Source organism: Streptomyces sp. MBT53 (assembly GCF_016654115.1).
GTDB lineage: Bacteria > Actinomycetota > Actinomycetes > Streptomycetales > Streptomycetaceae > Streptomyces.
In genome coordinates, this window is the sequence record NZ_JAEQAZ010000255.1 from 1 (window position 1) to 16813 (window position 16813).

At 70.3% G+C, this 16813-nt stretch carries 17 protein-coding genes; 10 read left to right on the forward strand and 7 right to left on the reverse strand.

From position 1 onward, the window contains the following. Nucleotides 1-61: 61 nt before the first annotated feature. Nucleotides 62-1558 carry an oligopeptide:H+ symporter gene (locus JHN45_RS46465; RefSeq protein ID WP_200716193.1) on the reverse strand — a complete coding sequence of 499 codons (1497 nt, stop codon included), beginning with the start codon at nucleotides 1556-1558 and terminating at the stop codon, nucleotides 62-64. Between the two features lie 332 nt (nucleotides 1559-1890). Between JHN45_RS46465 and JHN45_RS46470 the strand changes: the two genes are divergently transcribed. Both JHN45_RS46470 and JHN45_RS46475 read left to right on the forward strand, forming a co-directional pair. Further along, a complete protein-coding gene (locus tag JHN45_RS46470; RefSeq protein ID WP_174447603.1) occupies nucleotides 1891-2568 on the forward strand; it encodes a response regulator transcription factor in 678 nt (225 codons plus the stop codon). A 6-nt stretch (nucleotides 2569-2574) separates the two neighbouring features. Continuing rightward, a complete protein-coding gene (locus tag JHN45_RS46475) occupies nucleotides 2575-3852 on the forward strand; it encodes an ATP-binding protein (RefSeq protein WP_200716192.1) in 1278 nt (425 codons plus the stop codon). 27 nt (nucleotides 3853-3879) lie between these two features. Here JHN45_RS46475 and JHN45_RS46480 read toward each other — a convergent pair whose 3' ends face one another. Continuing rightward, nucleotides 3880-4386, reverse strand: coding sequence for a GtrA family protein (locus JHN45_RS46480; RefSeq protein WP_200716191.1), 507 nt, complete (start codon nucleotides 4384-4386; stop codon nucleotides 3880-3882). A 176-nt stretch (nucleotides 4387-4562) separates the two neighbouring features. On the opposite strand from JHN45_RS46480, the gene JHN45_RS46485 reads away from it, so the two are divergent. The 4 genes from JHN45_RS46485 to JHN45_RS46500 all read left to right on the forward strand — a co-directional run bounded on the left by JHN45_RS46485 (nucleotide 4563) and on the right by JHN45_RS46500 (nucleotide 8743). Further along, the gene (locus tag JHN45_RS46485; protein WP_200716190.1) at nucleotides 4563-5738 is read left to right on the forward strand and encodes a 5-(carboxyamino)imidazole ribonucleotide synthase; all 1176 of its coding nucleotides are present in this window, start codon (nucleotides 4563-4565) and stop codon (nucleotides 5736-5738) included. Next, nucleotides 5735-6277 (forward strand): 5-(carboxyamino)imidazole ribonucleotide mutase, encoded by a 543-nt coding sequence (gene purE, locus JHN45_RS46490; RefSeq protein WP_201055429.1) that lies wholly within the window; start codon nucleotides 5735-5737, stop codon nucleotides 6275-6277. The genes JHN45_RS46485 and purE overlap by 4 nt, the downstream gene beginning before the upstream one ends. Nucleotides 6278-6282: 5 nt before the next feature. Beyond that, nucleotides 6283-7470, forward strand: coding sequence for a dipeptidase (locus JHN45_RS46495; RefSeq protein WP_201055430.1), 1188 nt, complete (start codon nucleotides 6283-6285; stop codon nucleotides 7468-7470). 130 nt (nucleotides 7471-7600) lie between these two features. Next, nucleotides 7601-8743 carry a dipeptidase gene (locus JHN45_RS46500; protein ID WP_200716187.1) on the forward strand — a complete coding sequence of 381 codons (1143 nt, stop codon included), beginning with the start codon at nucleotides 7601-7603 and terminating at the stop codon, nucleotides 8741-8743. A 15-nt stretch (nucleotides 8744-8758) separates the two neighbouring features. Here JHN45_RS46500 and JHN45_RS46505 read toward each other — a convergent pair whose 3' ends face one another. Together JHN45_RS46505 and JHN45_RS46510 are read right to left on the reverse strand one after the other, a co-directional pair. After that, nucleotides 8759-9136: a VOC family protein gene (locus tag JHN45_RS46505; RefSeq protein ID WP_200716186.1), complete on the reverse strand. Its 378-nt coding sequence runs from the start codon at nucleotides 9134-9136 to the stop codon at nucleotides 8759-8761. Nucleotides 9137-9150: 14 nt separating this feature from the next. Beyond that, a complete protein-coding gene (locus JHN45_RS46510; RefSeq protein ID WP_200716185.1) occupies nucleotides 9151-9516 on the reverse strand; it encodes a VOC family protein in 366 nt (121 codons plus the stop codon). 84 nt (nucleotides 9517-9600) lie between these two features. On the opposite strand from JHN45_RS46510, the gene JHN45_RS46515 reads away from it, so the two are divergent. After that, nucleotides 9601-10101, forward strand: a complete 501-nt coding sequence (locus tag JHN45_RS46515) for a CGNR zinc finger domain-containing protein (RefSeq protein ID WP_200716184.1) — start codon at nucleotides 9601-9603, stop codon at nucleotides 10099-10101. Between the two features lie 125 nt (nucleotides 10102-10226). On the opposite strand, the gene JHN45_RS46520 is transcribed toward JHN45_RS46515, so the two are convergent. After that, a complete protein-coding gene (locus tag JHN45_RS46520) occupies nucleotides 10227-11570 on the reverse strand; it encodes a UDP-glucose/GDP-mannose dehydrogenase family protein (RefSeq protein WP_201055431.1) in 1344 nt (447 codons plus the stop codon). Nucleotides 11571-11748: 178 nt separating this feature from the next. Between JHN45_RS46520 and JHN45_RS46525 the strand changes: the two genes are divergently transcribed. Both JHN45_RS46525 and JHN45_RS46530 read left to right on the forward strand, forming a co-directional pair. After that, on the forward strand, nucleotides 11749-12906 hold the full coding sequence (locus JHN45_RS46525) for an acyl-CoA dehydrogenase (protein ID WP_266769313.1): 1158 nt from the start codon (nucleotides 11749-11751) through the stop codon (nucleotides 12904-12906). 76 nt (nucleotides 12907-12982) lie between these two features. Continuing rightward, entirely contained in the window at nucleotides 12983-13807 is an 825-nt protein-coding gene (locus JHN45_RS46530) for a class I SAM-dependent methyltransferase (protein WP_236584843.1), read from the forward strand. Between the two features lie 10 nt (nucleotides 13808-13817). Here JHN45_RS46530 and JHN45_RS46535 read toward each other — a convergent pair whose 3' ends face one another. Beyond that, nucleotides 13818-15110, reverse strand: a complete 1293-nt coding sequence (locus JHN45_RS46535; RefSeq protein WP_200716181.1) for an LCP family protein — start codon at nucleotides 15108-15110, stop codon at nucleotides 13818-13820. 92 nt (nucleotides 15111-15202) lie between these two features. On the opposite strand from JHN45_RS46535, the gene JHN45_RS46540 reads away from it, so the two are divergent. After that, the gene (locus JHN45_RS46540; protein ID WP_200716180.1) at nucleotides 15203-15754 is read left to right on the forward strand and encodes an acyl-CoA thioesterase; all 552 of its coding nucleotides are present in this window, start codon (nucleotides 15203-15205) and stop codon (nucleotides 15752-15754) included. Nucleotides 15755-15824: 70 nt separating this feature from the next. On the opposite strand, the gene JHN45_RS46545 is transcribed toward JHN45_RS46540, so the two are convergent. Next, nucleotides 15825-16813: LCP family protein (locus JHN45_RS46545; protein ID WP_201055433.1), on the reverse strand; the 989-nt coding region annotated here is incomplete at its 5' end.

Consider the following 16813-nt stretch of genomic DNA (forward strand, 5'->3'; position numbering starts at 1 on the left):
ACTGACAAGAAGCGAGTGGCCGACCCGCACCATCAGAACCCCGCCGGCACGAACTCCGGCGTCAGTGCACATCCCCCATGAGCTCCCGAACCTTCTTCCGGTACATCCACACCGCCGCACCCGCAAGCACCGCAAGAACAGCCTGCAACGCGACGATCCCCGTCTTGTTCAGGTCCACTCCGGCGATCGACAGCAGACCCGTCGTCGCGTCGCCCGCCGTGACCGCGAGGAACCAGACGCCCATCATCTGGGAGGCGTACTTGGCCGGAGCCATCTTCGTGGTGACGGACAGTCCGACGGGGGAGAGGGTCAACTCGCCGACCGTCTGGACGAAGTAGATCGCCACGAGCCACATCGCCGCCGCCTTGTGACCGCCGTCGGCGATCGCGAGCGGGGCCAGGAAGAGGAAGAAGGACGCGCCGATCAGGATCAGGCCCATGGCGAACTTCGTCGCCGTGCTCGGCTCCTTGCCGCGGCGGGCCAGGGCCAGCCAGGCCCAGGCGAAGACCGGGGCGAGGGCCATGATGAGGACGGGGTTGACGGACTGGTACCAGGAGACCGGGAAGTCCCAGCCGAAGACGGTGTTCTTCGCGGAGGAGTCGGCGAACAGGGACACGGTCGAGCCGCCCTGGTCGTAGATCATCCAGAACACGGCCGCGGCGACGAAGAACCAGATGTACGCGGACATCTTCGACTGGTCGGCGCGGTCGAGGGACTTGTCGCGCTTGATGCGGGCGATGACCAGGACCGGGATGAGCAGGCCGGCGACGGTGATCGGGACGAGCAGCCAGTTCAGCGTGTAGTGGCCGGAGAGGCCGACGACCGCGTAGAAGACGATCGCTACGGCCGCCCAGAGGCCGGACTTGCGGAGTGTGGCCGCCTTCTCCTCGGCGGACAGCGGCGTGGGGACGACGTCCGAGCGGGAGCTGAGGTGGCGGGTGCCGAGCAGGTACTGGGCGAGGCCCAGCGCCATGCCGACCGCGGCGAGCGCGAAGCCGAGGTGCCAGTTGACGTTCTCGCCGACGGTGCCGATGACCAGGGGTGCGGCGAACGCGCCGACGTTGATGCCGATGTAGAACAGCGTGAAGCCGCCGTCGCGGCGCGGGTCGTCGGGGCCCTCGTAGAGGTGGCCGACCATCGTGGAGATGTTGGCCTTGAGGAGACCCGAGCCGATCGCGACCAGGCCGAGGCCCGCGAAGAACGTGCCCGAGGACGGGAGCGCGAGCGTGAGGTGGCCGAGCATGATGATCACGCCGGCGACCGCGACGGTCCTGCGGGGGCCGAGGACGCGGTCCGCGAACCAGCCGCCGGGCAGGGCGAGCAGGTACACGAGGGACAGGTACACCGAGTAGATCGCGGTAGCGGTGGCCGCACTCAGGTGGAGGCCGCCGGGGGCGACCAGGTACAGGGGGAGCAGGGCCCTCATGCCGTAGTAGGAGAAGCGTTCCCACATCTCGGTCATGAAGAGCGTGGCCAGTCCGCGGGGGTGGCCGAAGAAGGTCTTCTCGGAACCGGGGGTGCCCGGAGTCACCGAGTCCTTCGTCAGGCTGGACGCCATGGTCGATCCTTGCTGGTCGGGCCTTGTCGGCCGGGGGCCGCACACAAAAAAGACCTTCAGCAGTAAATGCTCGCCAAAGGTCCCCAGTGTCACTACGGGCGGTCAGGTCACCATACGGCAGGACACTGCCGGATATGGAAGGACTTGAGACACGGATCACAGGAAGAAGTGGAACCGCAGGCGCCGATTCGAAGGTGGATTTCAGGATGACACCCCACAGGCACAGGTTCCGACCACATCCTTCACCGCAGGACACCCGTCTTGCCCCAAGGTAAGAATCACTCGTGGCGATCACACCCCGACCGCTGTCCGAGGCGGACTACCATCACCTCATGACCCGTGTACTGCTCGCCGAGGACGACGCGTCCATCTCGGAGCCGCTGGCCCGCGCTTTGCGACGGGAAGGTTACGAGGTCGAGGTGCGCGAGGACGGACCTACAGCCCTCGATGCCGGCATCCAGGGCGGCATCGACCTGTGTGTCCTGGACCTGGGCCTGCCCGGCATGGACGGCCTGGAAGTGGCCCGCCGACTGCGCGCCGAGGGCCACACCGTCCCCATCCTCATCCTGACCGCGCGCGCCGACGAGGTGGACACCGTCGTAGGCCTCGACGCGGGCGCCGACGACTACGTGACCAAACCCTTCCGGCTCGCCGAACTGCTCGCCCGTGTCCGGGCCCTGCTCCGGCGCGGCGCCGCCGAGCCCGCGCAGCCGCCCGCCACGCACGGCGTCCGTATCGACGTCGAGTCGCACCGCGCGTGGATGGGCGACGAGGAACTCCAGCTCACCGCCAAGGAGTTCGACCTGCTGCGGGTGCTCGTGCGGGACGCCGGGCGGGTGGTGACCCGTGACCAGTTGATGCGCGAGGTCTGGGACACCACGTGGTGGTCGTCCACCAAGACCCTCGACATGCACATCTCCTGGCTGCGCAAGAAGCTCGGTGACGACGCGGCCAACCCCCGGTACATCGCCACCGTGCGTGGTGTGGGTTTCCGGTTCGAGAAGAGCTAGCCCCCCGTGCGTCGTCGGCTCATCCAGTCCACGCTCGCCGTGGTGCTCGTGGTCATCGCCGTGTTCGGTGTGTCCCTTGTCATCGTCGAGACGCGCACGATCAGCAACAGCGCCCAGGAACGGGTGGATTCCGAGGCGCTGAGGCTGGCGAGCATCGTGGACAGCCGGATCCTCGGCGCGGAGATCGTCGACTCGGAGGTGCTGCGGACGCAGGTCACCGAGGATCGCTACGCCGTGATCCGCATCCCGGGCGACCCGGTGATCGAGGTCGGCACCAAGCCGACGGGTGACGTCATCCGCTCGACCGCCAAGGGCGAGGAGGGCGAGACGGTCACCGTGATGGAGCCGCGCTCGACCGTGACCCGCGAGGTCGGGCGGACGCTGCTCATCATCGGTGCCGTGGCGCTGCTCGCCGTGGTGGCCGCCGTACTGCTCGCGGTACGGCAGGCCAACCGGCTCGCCTCGCCGCTCACCGACCTCGCGGAGACCGCCGAGCGGCTGGGGTCGGGTGACCCGCGGCCCCGGCACAAGCGCTACAGCGTTCCCGAGCTGGACCGGGTCGCCGATGTCCTCGACTCCTCCGCCGAGCGCATCGCCCGCATGCTCACCGCCGAGCGTCGGCTCGCCGCGGACGCCTCGCACCAGCTGCGTACGCCGTTGACCGCGCTGTCCATGCGCCTTGAGGAGATCACCCTCACGGATGACCCGGACACGGTGAAGGAGGAGGCGACGATCGCGCTCACGCAGGTCGAGCGGCTCACCGACGTCGTGGAGCGGCTGCTGACCAACGCGCGCGACCCCCGTACCGGCTCCGCCGTCTCCTTCGACCTCGACGAGGTCATCCAGCAGCAGCTCGCCGAGTGGCGGCCCGCCTACCGCAGTGCGGGCCGCGCGATCGTCAGCTCCGGCAAGCGGCATCTGCAGGCGGTCGGCACCCCGGGGGCCGTAGCCCAGGTGCTGGCCGCGCTGATCGAGAACTCGCTCATGCACGGCGGCGGTACGGTCGCCCTGCGCACCCGTGTCACCGGCAACCAGGCTGTCGTGGAGGTCACGGACGAGGGTCCGGGGGTTCCGACCGATCTCGGTGCGCGGATCTTCGAGCGGACGATCAGCGGCCGCAACTCCACGGGGATCGGTCTGGCGGTGGCCCGGGATCTCGCGGAGGCGGACGGCGGCCGGCTGGAGATGCTGCAGCTGCAGCCGCCGGTGTTCGGGCTGTTCCTCTCGCGTACGCCGCCGACGAAGCGGCTGCCCGTGGAGGACGAGGAGCCCACGGTCCGCTGAGAGCGGCGACGGGCGGGGTGGTTCGGTTCAGCTCACGTGCTGCTTGGGGCGGGGCAGCGGCTGCGACGGCTTAGGAAAAGCGTCGGTCTCCACGACCGCTTCCTCGGCCGGCAGCGTCTTGAACACCCAGGTGCGGTACGACCAGAAGCGGAACAGTGTCGCGATGCCGATGCCGAGCACCTTGAAGACGTTGCGCTGCAGCGAGCTGTCCCAGCCGAAGCCGTAGATCGCCGCGAACAGGACGCCGTTCTCGATCACCAGGCCGACCAGGCTGAACGCCAGGAACAGGGTGAGTTCCTTGGTGCGGGCGCTCTTGTCGCGGTCACGGTAGGTGAAGTAGCGGAAGCCGATGTAGTTGCACCCGATGGCGACGATCGTCGCGATCACATTGGCGCGCACGGCCTGCAGGCTGGTCAGGTGCCACAGCAGGTTGGAGACCGCGAAGTTCACCACGGTGCCCACCACGCCCACCGCGCCGAACTTGGCGACCTCGCGCGCGAGCCGTTTGAAAGGCCCTTCGGAACCACGTTCCATGGGTGTGCAGGCCCCTGTCATCTCGGATGTCATCGCGGATTCGTCGACCCAGCCATGCTAACCATCGCATTCCTCCGCCGCCCGTGAAGCGGCTCACAGGTCGGGAAGAGACCCGGAAAAGAACGGTAAGAGGTAGGGAAATCGGGCCGCCGCGGAGTGACCGATACCCTGGGGGAGTGACGTTCCCGGTAGTCGGCATGGTCGGCGGGGGGCAGCTCGCTCGTATGACACACGAGGCGGGCATCCCGCTCGGCATCAGATTCAAGCTCCTCAGTGACACCCCTCAGGATTCCGCGGCGCAGGTCGTCGGCGATGTCGTCATCGGCGACTACCGCGACCTCGACACGCTGCGTGACTTCGCGCGGGGCTGCGATGTGATCACCTTCGATCACGAACACGTACCCACCGAGCATCTGCGCGCCCTGGAGGCGGACGGCATCCCCGTGCGCCCGGGCCCGGACGCGCTCGTGCACGCCCAGGACAAGGGCGTGATGCGGGCGAAGCTCGTCGAGATCGGTGTGCCGTGCCCGAGGCACCGCATCGTCGCCGACCCGGCGGACGTGGTCGCCTTCGCGGCGGAGGGTGCGGGCACCTCCCGCTCGAGCGGAGCCGAGAGTGGGGGAGGATTTCCCGTCGTCCTCAAGACCGTGCGCGGCGGCTACGACGGCAAGGGCGTGTGGGTCGTCGACAGCCCGGAGGAGGCCGCCGAGCCCTTCCGCGCCGGTGTCCCGGTCCTCGCGGAGGAGAAGGTCGACTTCGTGCGGGAGCTGGCGGCGAACGTCGTCCGCTCCCCGCACGGCCAGGCCGTCGCCTACCCGGTCGTCGAGTCCCAGCAGGTGAACGGCGTCTGCGACACCGTCATCGCGCCCGCCCCCGACCTCGACGAGTCCCTCGCCCTCCAGGCCGAGGAGATGGCGCTGCGCATCGCCAAGGAACTCGGGGTCGTCGGCCATCTCGCCGTCGAACTGTTCCAGACCGCCGACGGCCGCATCCTCGTCAACGAACTCGCCATGCGCCCGCACAACTCCGGCCACTGGACCCAGGACGGCGCGGTCACCAGCCAGTTCGCCAACCACGTCCGCGCGGTCCTCGACCTCCCGCTGGGCGACCCGCGGGCGCGCGCCCCCTGGACCGTCATGTGCAACGTCCTGGGCGGCGACTACCCGGACATGTACTCCGCGTACCTGCACTGCATGGCCCGCGACCCCCAGCTGAAGATCCACATGTACGGCAAGGACGTGAAGCCCGGCCGCAAGGTGGGCCACGTCAACACCTACGGCACCGACCTGGCCGACGTCCTGGACCGCGCCCGCCACGCAGCCGGCTATCTGAGAGGCACGATCACCGAATGAGCTCCGTCGCAGGACCCGTCGTAGGAATCGTCATGGGGTCGGACTCCGACTGGCCCGTCATGGAGGCCGCCGCGAAGGCGCTCGACGAGTTCGAGATCGCCTACGAGGTCGACGTCGTCTCCGCGCACCGCATGCCCCGCGAGATGATCACGTACGGCGAGCAGGCCGACGGCCGCGGCCTCAAGGTGATCATCGCGGGCGCGGGCGGCGCCGCCCACCTCCCGGGCATGCTCGCCTCGGTGACCCCGCTGCCGGTGATCGGCGTCCCCGTACCGCTGAAGTACCTCGACGGCATGGACTCGCTGCTCTCCATCGTGCAGATGCCGGCCGGTGTCCCCGTCGCCACCGTCTCGGTCGCCGGCGCGCGCAACGCGGGGCTGCTCGCGGCCCGCATCCTGGCCACCCACGACGAGGAACTCCTCGTCCGGATGCGGGAGTTCCAGCAGGAGCTGAACGACCAGGCCACCGAGAAGGGCAAGCGGCTGCGCGCCAAGGTCGACAGCGGGAGCGGCGGCAGCGGCTTCGGCTTCGGGAAGTGACCGGGATGACGGGGACGACGTCGCTGGACCAGGCCCGCGAACTGCTTCGCGAGTTCCCTGTCGTCGACGGGCACAACGACCTGCCCTGGGCGCTGCGCAAGCAGGTCGGCTACGACCTCGACGCCCGCGACATCGCCGTACACCAGAACGCGCATCTGCACACCGACCTGCCGCGGTTGCGCGAGGGCGGGGTCGGTGCGCAGTACTGGTCGGTGTACGTCCAGTCGGACCTGCCCGACCCGGTGCCTGCGACGCTCGAACAGATCGACTGCGTACGGCAGTTGCTCGCCCGCTATCCGCAGGAGCTGGCGCCCGCGCTGACCGCCGCCGACATGGAAGCGGCGCGGGCGGAGGGGCGTATCGCCTCGTTGATGGGTGCGGAGGGCGGGCACTCGATCGCCGACTCTCTCGGCACACTGCGGGGGTTGTACGCCCTCGGCGTGCGCTACATGACGCTCACCCACAACGACAACGTGGCGTGGGCGGACTCGGCGACGGACGAACCGGGGGTCGGCGGACTGTCGGCGTTCGGCCGGGAGGTCGTGCGGGAGATGAACCGCGAGGGCATGCTCGTCGACCTCTCGCACGTGGCGGCCACGACGATGCGCGACGCGCTGGACGCGACGCGCGCGCCGGTGATCTTCTCGCACTCGTCGGCGCGGGCCGTCTGCGACCACCCGCGCAACATCCCGGACGACGTGCTGGAGCGGCTGCCCGGCAACGGCGGTATGGCGATGGTGACGTTCGTGCCGAAGTTCGTGCTCCAGGCCGCCGTCGACTGGACGGCCGCCGCCGACGACAACATGCGGGCGCACGGGCTGCACCACCTGGAGACCACCGAAGAGGCGATGAAGGTCCACCGCGCCTTCGAGGAACTCCACCCGCGTCCGGTCGCCACCGTCGCCACGGTCGCCGACCACCTCGACCACATGCGCGAGGTCGCGGGCGTCGACCACCTCGGCATCGGCGGCGACTACGACGGGACGGCCTTCACCCCGGACGGGCTGAACGACGTCTCGGGCTATCCGAACCTGATCGCCGAGCTGCTGGACCGCGGCTGGTCGAGGACCGACCTGGCCAAGCTGACCTGGCAGAACGCGGTACGGGTGCTGGGCGCGGCGGAGGACGTGGCGCGCGAGCTCCGGGCGACGCGGGGGCCGTCGAACGCGACGATCGAGTCGCTGGACGGCTGAGGAACGGGTGGGCTGCGCGGCGCGGGAGTGCCCACTTCCGCGCCGTACCCCGAACGCCCCGCCCACCAGGAAGCCACCACGTCGGCGTGCGACGGTGACCGTACTGCCGTAACGACGTACGGAGCACGCGATGGCCGACCTCCAGGACCAACTGCACGCGACGACCGAGGTCGGCGAGCTCGACGACTTGGTCCATGAGCCCTTTCCCGCCGGGCCGTTCCCGCCGGACACCCCGGAGCCGTACGACCCCGTCTCCGACCCGGCCGCCGCCCCGCTGGAGCGCGCCCGGGCCATCCTCGCCGCGCATCCGGTCGCCGACGGCTACAGCGGGCTGCCGTGGGCGCTGCGGCATCTGCCGTGGTTCGACCTGGAGCTGGGGGAGAGTTCCGTGGACACCGATGTGCCGCGGTTGCGGGAGGGGCATGTCGGCGCGCTGTTCTGGTCGCTGCACCTGCCGGAGGGGCTGGCCGGGGACCGGGCGGTGGGCGCGACCCTGGAGCAGCTCGACCTGGTGAACACCGTGGTCCGCGCCCACCCGGAGGGGCTGCGGCTGGCGTACACCGCCGGGCAGACCACCGACGTGCGCAACTGCGGCCGGGTCGCCGTGCTGCTGGGCCCCGCCGGAGCGCCCGCGCTCGGCGACTCGCTGGGCATCCTGCGCTCGCTGCACGCGCTGGGGCTCCGGGTCCTCACGCTGTCCGGGGTGTCCTGGGCGAGCGAGGCGGGGCTGACCCGGTTCGGCGAGGAGGTCGTCCGCGAGATGAACCGGCTCGGGGTGCTCGCCGACCTCTCCGGCGCCTCCGAGGAGACGATCCGTCGCGCGCTCGCCGCCTCGAAGGCGCCGGTCCTGTTCACCCGCTCCGCCGCCCGCACCCTGCGCCCGCACCCGGCGAACCTCCCCGACGAACTCCTCGCCGCGGTCGGTGCCGCCAAGGGCCTGTGCATGGTGCCGCTCACCGCCGAGCAGACCGGCCCGTCCGTCCGGGACGTCGCCGACCACCTCGACCACGTCCGCCGGATCGCGGGCCCGGAGTCCGTCGCCCTGTCCGGCACCTACGACGCCGGCACCGCCCACCCGCAGGATCTCGCCGACGCCTCCTGCTACCCGAACCTCTTCGCCGAGCTCCTGCACCGCGGCTGGTCCGAGGCCGACCTCGCGCTGCTCAGCTGGGGCAACGTCCAACGCGCCCTGCGCAGCGCCGACTTCACGGCCCGCGCCGCCCAGCAGCGCCGCGAGCCGTCGACGGCGAAGATCGCCGAGCTGGACGGGTAGATCCGACGGAAAGGTCTAGTGGTCGATCCGGCAGAGGCAGAAGGGGTGCCCCACCGGATCGGCGTACACCCGGAAGTCCTCCTTGTCCTGCCGCTCCAACAGCCGCGCGCCGAGCGCCAGTACGGCCTTCTCCGCCGCCTCGATCTCCTCCCACGTCGACCCGGCGTCGAAGTCGAGGTGGAACTGCTGCGGCCGGTCCGCGCGCGGCCACTCGGGCGGGACGTACTCCGTCACCCGCTGGAAGGCGATCCGCGGGCCGTCCGGGATGTCGAGGACGACCCACTCCTCGTCGGTTGCGCGGGGGGTGCCGCCGAGGACGCCGGCGTAGAAGCCGGCGAGCGCGAGGGGGTCCGGGCAGTCGATCACGGTGGAACGGAAACGTACGGCAGTCAAGGTGACCTCCTGGGTCAGCAGGCGCAGAGGCAGAACGGGTGCCCCGCCGGGTCGGCGTACACCCGCCAGGCGCGCGAGCGGTCGTCGGTGTCCAGCGGGGTCGCGCCCAGCGCCAGGACGTCCTTCTCGGCCGCGTCCAGGTCCTCCACGGTCAGGTCCAGGTGGAACTGCTGGGAGTCGCCGGGCGCGGGCCACTTCGGCGGTACGTGGCCGGGTGCCTCCTGGAACGCCAGCGTCTGTCCGCCGGGCACGTTCAGGTCCACCCAGTCGCCGCCGTCCTCCGCTGCGACGGTGCCGCCCAGGACGCCGGCGTAGAACGTGGCGAGGGCGTGCGGGTCGGGACAGTCCAGGACGACGGTACCCAGCTTGGCGATGGCCATGACGGACTCCTTCGGGTTACCCATATGGGGCGTCAGCCGGTAACGGTTACCTCATGCTCCCGCATAGGAGGTAACGTCGCAAGCATGAGTGAGAGAGTTCCCGCGCCCGGCGACCTGGCCCTGATCGAGGCGCTGGTGAACACGCTGGACATCGAGGCGGGCGCCGACGCACTCGACACGGAGGACGGCCGGGCCCCCTTCGGACTCACCGCGCACCAGGTCCCACCGGCCCGTGAACTCCGCGAGTCCCTGCGCGCCGCCCTGCTCGCCCACGCGGGCCACCCCGCGCACCAGGACGTGACCCCGCTCGGTGAACTCCTCGCGCGCGCCCCGCTGTTGCTCGCGCTCGACGACCGTGACGGCTCCGCCCGGCTCGCCCCCGCCGACCCGGAACCCCTGCTCTCGCGCGTCGCGTCCGCGATCGCCCAGTCCCTCGTCGCGGGCACCTGGCCCCGCCTCAAGGCCTGCGAGGCACCGACCTGCCACTGGGCGTACTACGACCGCAGCCCGGCGGGCCGGGGCCGCTGGTGCTCGATGGCGGTGTGCGGGGCGCGCGCGAAGATGCGCCGGTACCGGGCCAAGTAGCCCTCGACGGAGGTGACTTGAGCGGTCCGGGCGACGAGCACAGCCCAGTGGTGCAGAATGCAGCCAGACGCCGGTCCGGCCGACTGAGCCTCGGCCGGACCGGCGTCGCCTCGGCTCTCCCCGTGCTACGCGGTGGGACGGCCCATCGCGCGGAACGTCCAGCCCGCCTTCCGCCACAGCTGCGGGTCGAGCGCGTTGCGCCCGTCCAGGACCACCCGGGCGCGTACGGCCTCGCCGAGCGCCGCCGGGTCCAGCTCCCGGAACTCCCGCCACTCCGTCAGGTGCAGGACGACATCGGCGCCCCGTACCGCTTCTACGGCGGTGTCGGCGTAGCCGAGCGTCGGGAACAGCCGCAGCGCGTTGTCCATGCCCTTGGGGTCGTAGACGGTGACCTGGCCGCCCTGGAGGTGGATCTGGCCGGCGACGTTCAGTGCGGGGGAGTCGCGGACGTCGTCCGAGTCGGGCTTGAAGGTCGCGCCGAGCACGGCGACCCGCTTGCCCAGGAAGGAGCCGCCGCCGAGCGCCTCGCGGGTCATCTCCACCATCTGGCCGCGCCGCCGCATGTTGATGGAGTCGATCTCGCGCAGGAAGGTCAGGGCCTGGTCGGCGCCCAGTTCACCGGCGCGCGCCATGAACGCCCGGATGTCCTTGGGCAGACAGCCGCCGCCGAAGCCGATCCCGGCCCGCAGGAACTTCCGGCCGATCCGCTCGTCGTGCCCGATCGCCTCGGCCAGCTTCACGACGTCGCCGTCGGCGGCCTCGCAGACCTCGGCCATCGCGTTGATGAAGGAGATCTTGGTGGCGAGGAAGGAGTTCGCGGCCGTCTTCACCAGCTCGGCGGTCGGGAAGTCGGTCACCACGAACGGCGTCCCGGCCCCGACCGGCACCGCGTAGACCTCGCGCAGCAGCTTCTCGGCCCGCTCGCTGCGTACGCCGACCACGATCCGGTCCGGGCGCAGGGTGTCCTCTACGGCGAGGCCCTCGCGCAGGAACTCCGGGTTCCAGGCCAGCTCGGCGTCCGTGCCGGCGGGCGCGTGCGCGGCGAGATAGGCGGCCAGGCGGTCCGCCGAACCGACCGGCACGGTGGACTTGCCGACGACGAGCGCGGGGCCGGTGAGATGCGGCGCGAGCGAGGCGACGGCGGCGTCGACGTAGCTCATGTCGCAGGCGTACTCGCCGTGCTTCTGCGGGGTGTTCACACACACGAAGTGGACATCGCCGAACGCGGCGACCTCCGCCCAGTCCATGGTGAACCGCAGCCGCCCGCTCGATCCCTCGATCCCCGCGACGTGCTTGCGCAGCAGTTCCTCGAGCCCCGGTTCGTACATCGGGACCTCACCCCGCTGGAGCATCGCGATCTTCTCGGGCACGACGTCAAGGCCCAGCACCTCGAAGCCCAGCTCGGCCATGGCCGCGGCGTGCGTGGCGCCGAGATAGCCGGTGCCGATCACGGTGATCTTGAGGGCCATGAATGCTCCAGAAGGTGTACGCGGGCGATGCGCGCCCGAGCATAGTCGGCGGTCCTGACGGGCAACTTTCCCCCTGTCGCCAAGCTCACGTATCACTCCCGTGGGCGGGCCCCTAAAATTTGGGTTACTTAACGGTAATTAGCGCCGTCATCACAGCGTCCTTGGAGCGTGAGAGACCTTGGCCGGATCGGCTGACTTCGACCTGTACCGCCCGTCAGAGGAGCACGACATGCTCCGCGACGCGATCCGCTCACTGGCCGAGGCGAAGATCGCGCCGTACGCCGCAGCGGTGGACGAGGAGTCCCGCTTCCCGCAGGAGGCGCTCGACGCCCTGGTGGCGAACGACCTGCACGCCGTCCACGTGCCCGAGGAGTACGGCGGCACCGGCGCGGACGCGCTGGCCACGGTGATCGTGATCGAGGAGGTGGCCCGCGTCTGCGCGTCCTCCTCCCTCATCCCCGCGGTGAACAAGCTGGGCTCGCTCCCGGTGATCCTCTCCGGCTCCGAGGACCTGAAGAAGCGGTACATGACCCCGCTCGCCAAGGGCGACGCGATGTTCTCGTACGCCCTCTCCGAGCCGGACGCGGGCTCGGACGCGGCCGGCATGAAGACGAAGGCGGTCCGCGACGGCGACCACTACGTCCTCAACGGCGTGAAGCGCTGGATCACCAACGCGGGCGTCTCCGAGTACTACACGGTGATGGCCGTGACGGACCCCGAGAAGCGCTCCAAGGGCATCAGCGCGTTCGTCGTCGAGAAGTCCGACGAGGGTGTCTCCTTCGGCGCCCCGGAGAAGAAGCTCGGCATCAAGGGCTCCCCGACCCGCGAGGTCTACCTCGACAACGTCCGCATCCCCGCCGACCGCATGATCGGCGCCGAGGGCACCGGCTTCGCCACGGCGATGAAGACCCTGGACCACACCCGCATCACCATCGCGGCCCAGGCCCTCGGCATCGCCCAGGGCGCCCTCGACTACGCCAAGGGCTACGTCAAGGAGCGCAAGCAGTTCGGCAAGCCGATCGCCGACTTCCAGGGCATCCAGTTCATGCTGGCCGACATGGCCATGAAGATCGAGGCGGCCCGCGCCCTGACCTACCAGGCGGCCGCCGCCTCGGAGCGCGGCGACAAGAACCTCACCTTCCAGGGCGCGGCGGCCAAGTGCTTCGCCTCGGACGTGGCGATGGAGGTCACCGTCGACGCGGTCCAGCTCCTCGGCGGCTACGGCTACACCCGTGACTACCCGGTGGAGCGCATGATGCGCGACGCGAAGATCACCCAGATCTACGAGGGCACCAACCAGGTCCAGCGCATCGTGATGGCACGCAACCTGCCGTAATCGACGAGCGCGACAAGCGGTACCGAGGGCACCCCGCGCGGGTGCCCTCGTTGCTTCGTCGGGCATGCTGCGGCCCATGCCCGACGATCCGACCCAGGCCACAGTGACCTTCGACATCGCCGAACGCACGATGTGGGCCGGCCGTGCCCACGCCTATGCGGCGAGCTTCGCACTGCTCTGCGCACACCCCGTGGAGCGCCTGCTGGACGCGGCGGAGGTCCGGGCCGGGACGTACGTCCTCGACACCGGCACCGGGACCGGTACGGCGGCCCTGGCCGCGCTGGCGCGGGGCGCGCGAGTGCGGGCCGTGGACGCCGACGCCGGGATGGTGGCCGCCGCACGGGCGGCGGGAGTCGAGGCGCAGATCGCCGCACTGCCCGAACTCCCCTTCCCCGACGGCGAGTTCGACACCGTCCTCGGCAACTTCGTCATCAACCACGTCGGTCGCCCCCGCGCCGCCCTCGCCGAACTGCGCCGCGTACTGAGGCCGGGCGGCCGGATCGCGCTGACGCTGTGGGGTGCCCGACGCGGCGCCGGACAGGAGTTGTTCGGACGAGCGTTCGCGGCGGCGGGCGCCGTGGTGCCGGAGGATCTGCCCCGACTCGATCCCGTGGAGGACTTCGGGCGTACGGCGGCGGGGTTCGCGGAGCTGCTCCGCGAGGCCGGCTTCACGGACGCCCGGGCCGTCGAGCTGGAGTGGGACCACCGCACCACCGTCGACGAATGGTGGGGCGGAGCCGCGGCCGGTGTAGCCACCGCCGGGCTCATCGTCACCTCGCAGGAGGAGGGGACGCTCGTCCGGATCAGGCAGGAGTACGCACGGCTGGCCGGTGAATTCGCCACCGGGGAACACGAGTTGGCCCTGCCGCACATCGCCTTGCTGGCGTGCGGCAGGGCCTGACCCGCGGGCTTCAGTTACCGGAGACCGTGACCTTCTGGTCGTTGTTCAGCTCGTTGACCAGGGTCTTGACCTTCGCCTTGTCCCAGAGGAGGTTGCCGCCGGTGGAGCCGGAGATCGGCATGTTCATCGACGTGCCGTCGCCGCCGCTGACGCCCTTCATGGCCCAGAACATGGACGCCAGGTCCCAGAGCGACATGTCCTTGTCGACGGAGAGGGAGTCGAGGCCGGCGCCGAGGGTCGGGTAGAGCTTGAAGGGGTTCAGGAGGGTGCCGGGTGTTGCCACCTGGTGGGCCAGGGCCGACAGGAACTTCTGCTGGTTCTTGGTGCGCTGGAGGTCGGACGCGGCGAACGCGTGCCGGGTGCGGACGAAGGCCAGGGCCTCCTCGCCGTTCAGGGTCTGCTTGCCCGCCTTGAAGTTCGCGCCCGAGTACGAGTCCTTGAAGCCCTTGTCGATGGTGAGCGTGACACCGCCGACCGCGTCCACGATGTCCGCGAAGCCGTTGAAGCCGATCTCGACGTAGTGGTCGATGTGCAGGCCCATGTTGTATTCGACCGTGCGCACCAGGAGCGTCGGGCCGTCCTCCGCGTACGCCGCGTTGAGCTTCGTCTGGCGGCCCGTGTTCTTGTACGTCTTGCCCGAGGTGGAGCCCACGTACGACGGGATCGTGACGTTCGAGTCGCGCGGCAGCGAGATCAGCGTGTCGCCGCTGTCGCCGACGTGCAGGATCATCATCGAGTCGGTGCGCTTGCCCTCGGCGGAACCGGTGTGCAGCTTCTTCTTCTCGGCCGCCGTCAGGCCTTCGCGGCTGTCGGAGCCGACGATCAGGTAGTTCGTGCCGTCGCCGCCCGCCGGCCGGTCGATGACCTTCGACAGGTCGACGTCGCGGTTCAGCTTGGAGTCGGCCCAGAAGTAGGTGCCGATGGTGGTCGCGACCAGCACGGTGACCACGGTGATCGCGGTCCACTTGATGCGGCGGCGCCAGTTGGGCGCGCGGCGCGGACCGCGCCCGTCGTCGGGGCCCTCGGGGCCGACCGGGCCACCGCCGCCGTAGACCTGGCCGGTGTTGTAGCCGTCGTAGCCGTTGTCGTAGCCGCCCTGGCCGTAGCCCTGCTGGCCCTCGTCATAGCCCTGGCCGCCCGTGTACGACGGCTGCGGCGGGACTCCGGCGCCGTACGGCGGGGCCTGCGGGCCGCGTCGTACCTGGCGCATCACGCGTGCGCTCTCCGGCTGTGCGTTCGCGCCACCGCGTCCGTACTCGTTGCCGCGGTTGCCGCCGGACCATCCCTCGGGCCAATCGTTCATGGGGCCCAGTGTGCAGGTAGCGACCATGCCCGATACAAGGGTCGTAGGAAAATCAGGGCACTGCTGTTGCGAAGCCAACACAAAGTCCGCAGATGTCCACTCGGCATAGGGTGATGACCATGACAGATCTGCCGGGGAAGCCGACGTCCGCCTCCCGCACCACCCTCAGCCACATCATGACCAACGCCGACACGAACCTGCTCGGGACCGTGCACGGCGGGGTGATCATGAAGCTGGTGGACGACGCGGCGGGCGCGGTCGCCGGGCGGCACAGCGGCGGACCGGCCGTCACCGCGTCGATGGACGAGATGGCGTTCCTGGAACCGGTCAGGGTCGGTGACCTCGTCCATGTGAAGGCGCAGGTCAACTGGACCGGCCGGACCTCGATGGAGGTCGGCGTGCGGGTCCTGGCCGAGCGGTGGAACGAGTCGACCCCGGCCACCCAGGTCGGCTCGGCGTATCTGGTGTTCGCCGCCGTCGACGCCGACGGCAGGCCCCGGGCCGTACCGCCGGTGATCCCGGAGACCGAGCGCGACGAGCGCCGCTGCCAGGAGGCGCAGATCCGCCGCACCCACCGGCTGTCCCGCCGCCGCGCGATCATGGAACTGCGCGAGAAGCGGGCGGCTGAGGGCCTCGACGACTGACCTCACGGGCCGGGGTGGGGGGCCCTCTCCGAAAAAGTGTCACGGAAATCGCCGAAAGTGACACACTTTTTCAGGAGCACCCCACCTCGTCCCCGGTCACCACCCCGGACCCGCCCTGCGGCACATCAGCCGCCCGCACCCGCGTGACCTGCTTGAAGTCGCTCCCGGCGATCACCTTCAGCAGCGGCCCCTGCCCCTTCACCGCCCGCAGCTCGCTCCCGGGCAGCGCCGCCGCGAGGGACTTCGCGGACCGGTCCCAGCGGGGGTCGTAGGCGACGACCGTCCGTCGTACGGCGTGGTCGGCGGCGCTCACCGGCAGGTGCGTCGTACGGAAGCCGGTCGCCGCCAGGGCCGCGTCGACGCGTTTGCCGAGACCGGCCGTCGCCGTGCCGTTCTCCACCTGGACCTGGATCTGCTGCGGGGCCACGTCCACCTTCACGGCGCCCGCGCGCGGCGCCCGGTGCACGGTCAGCGGCTTGTCGTCGCGCAGGGCCTCGAAGAGCTTCGCCGCCTTCGGCTCGTCCCACTTCAGGGTGGAGCCGATGCCCTTCACGACGTATCCCATCTGCCCGATGGGCACGGTGGTGAACTCGGAGGAGGAGGGCGAGAAGCTGCGCATCGCGCGGCCGAGGTCGAGGAGTTCGTCGGTGCCGAAGCCCTTGTCCGCGCGGACCGAGCCGAGGACCGCGCGGGTCACGTCACGGAACTTCAGCGGGTTCAGCAGCACCCCGGAGGAGGTGGCCTGGTCGATCAGCGCGGCGAGGAAGCGCTGCTGGCGCTTCATCCGGCCGAGGTCGGAGGCACCGTCGACGTGCCGCGAGCGGACGTACTGGAGGGCCTGACCGCCCATCAGGGTGTGGGCGCCGGCGGGGAGGTCGAGGCCGGTGTACGAGTCCTTCAGGGGTTCGGCGGTGCAGATCTTCACGCCGCCCAGGACGTCGACGGTCTTCATGAAGCTGGTGAAGTCGACCTCCATGTAGTGGTCGATCTTCACATGGGTCATGTTCTCGACGGTCTGGACGGTGAGGTTGGGGCCGCCCTCCGCGTACGCCGCGTTGA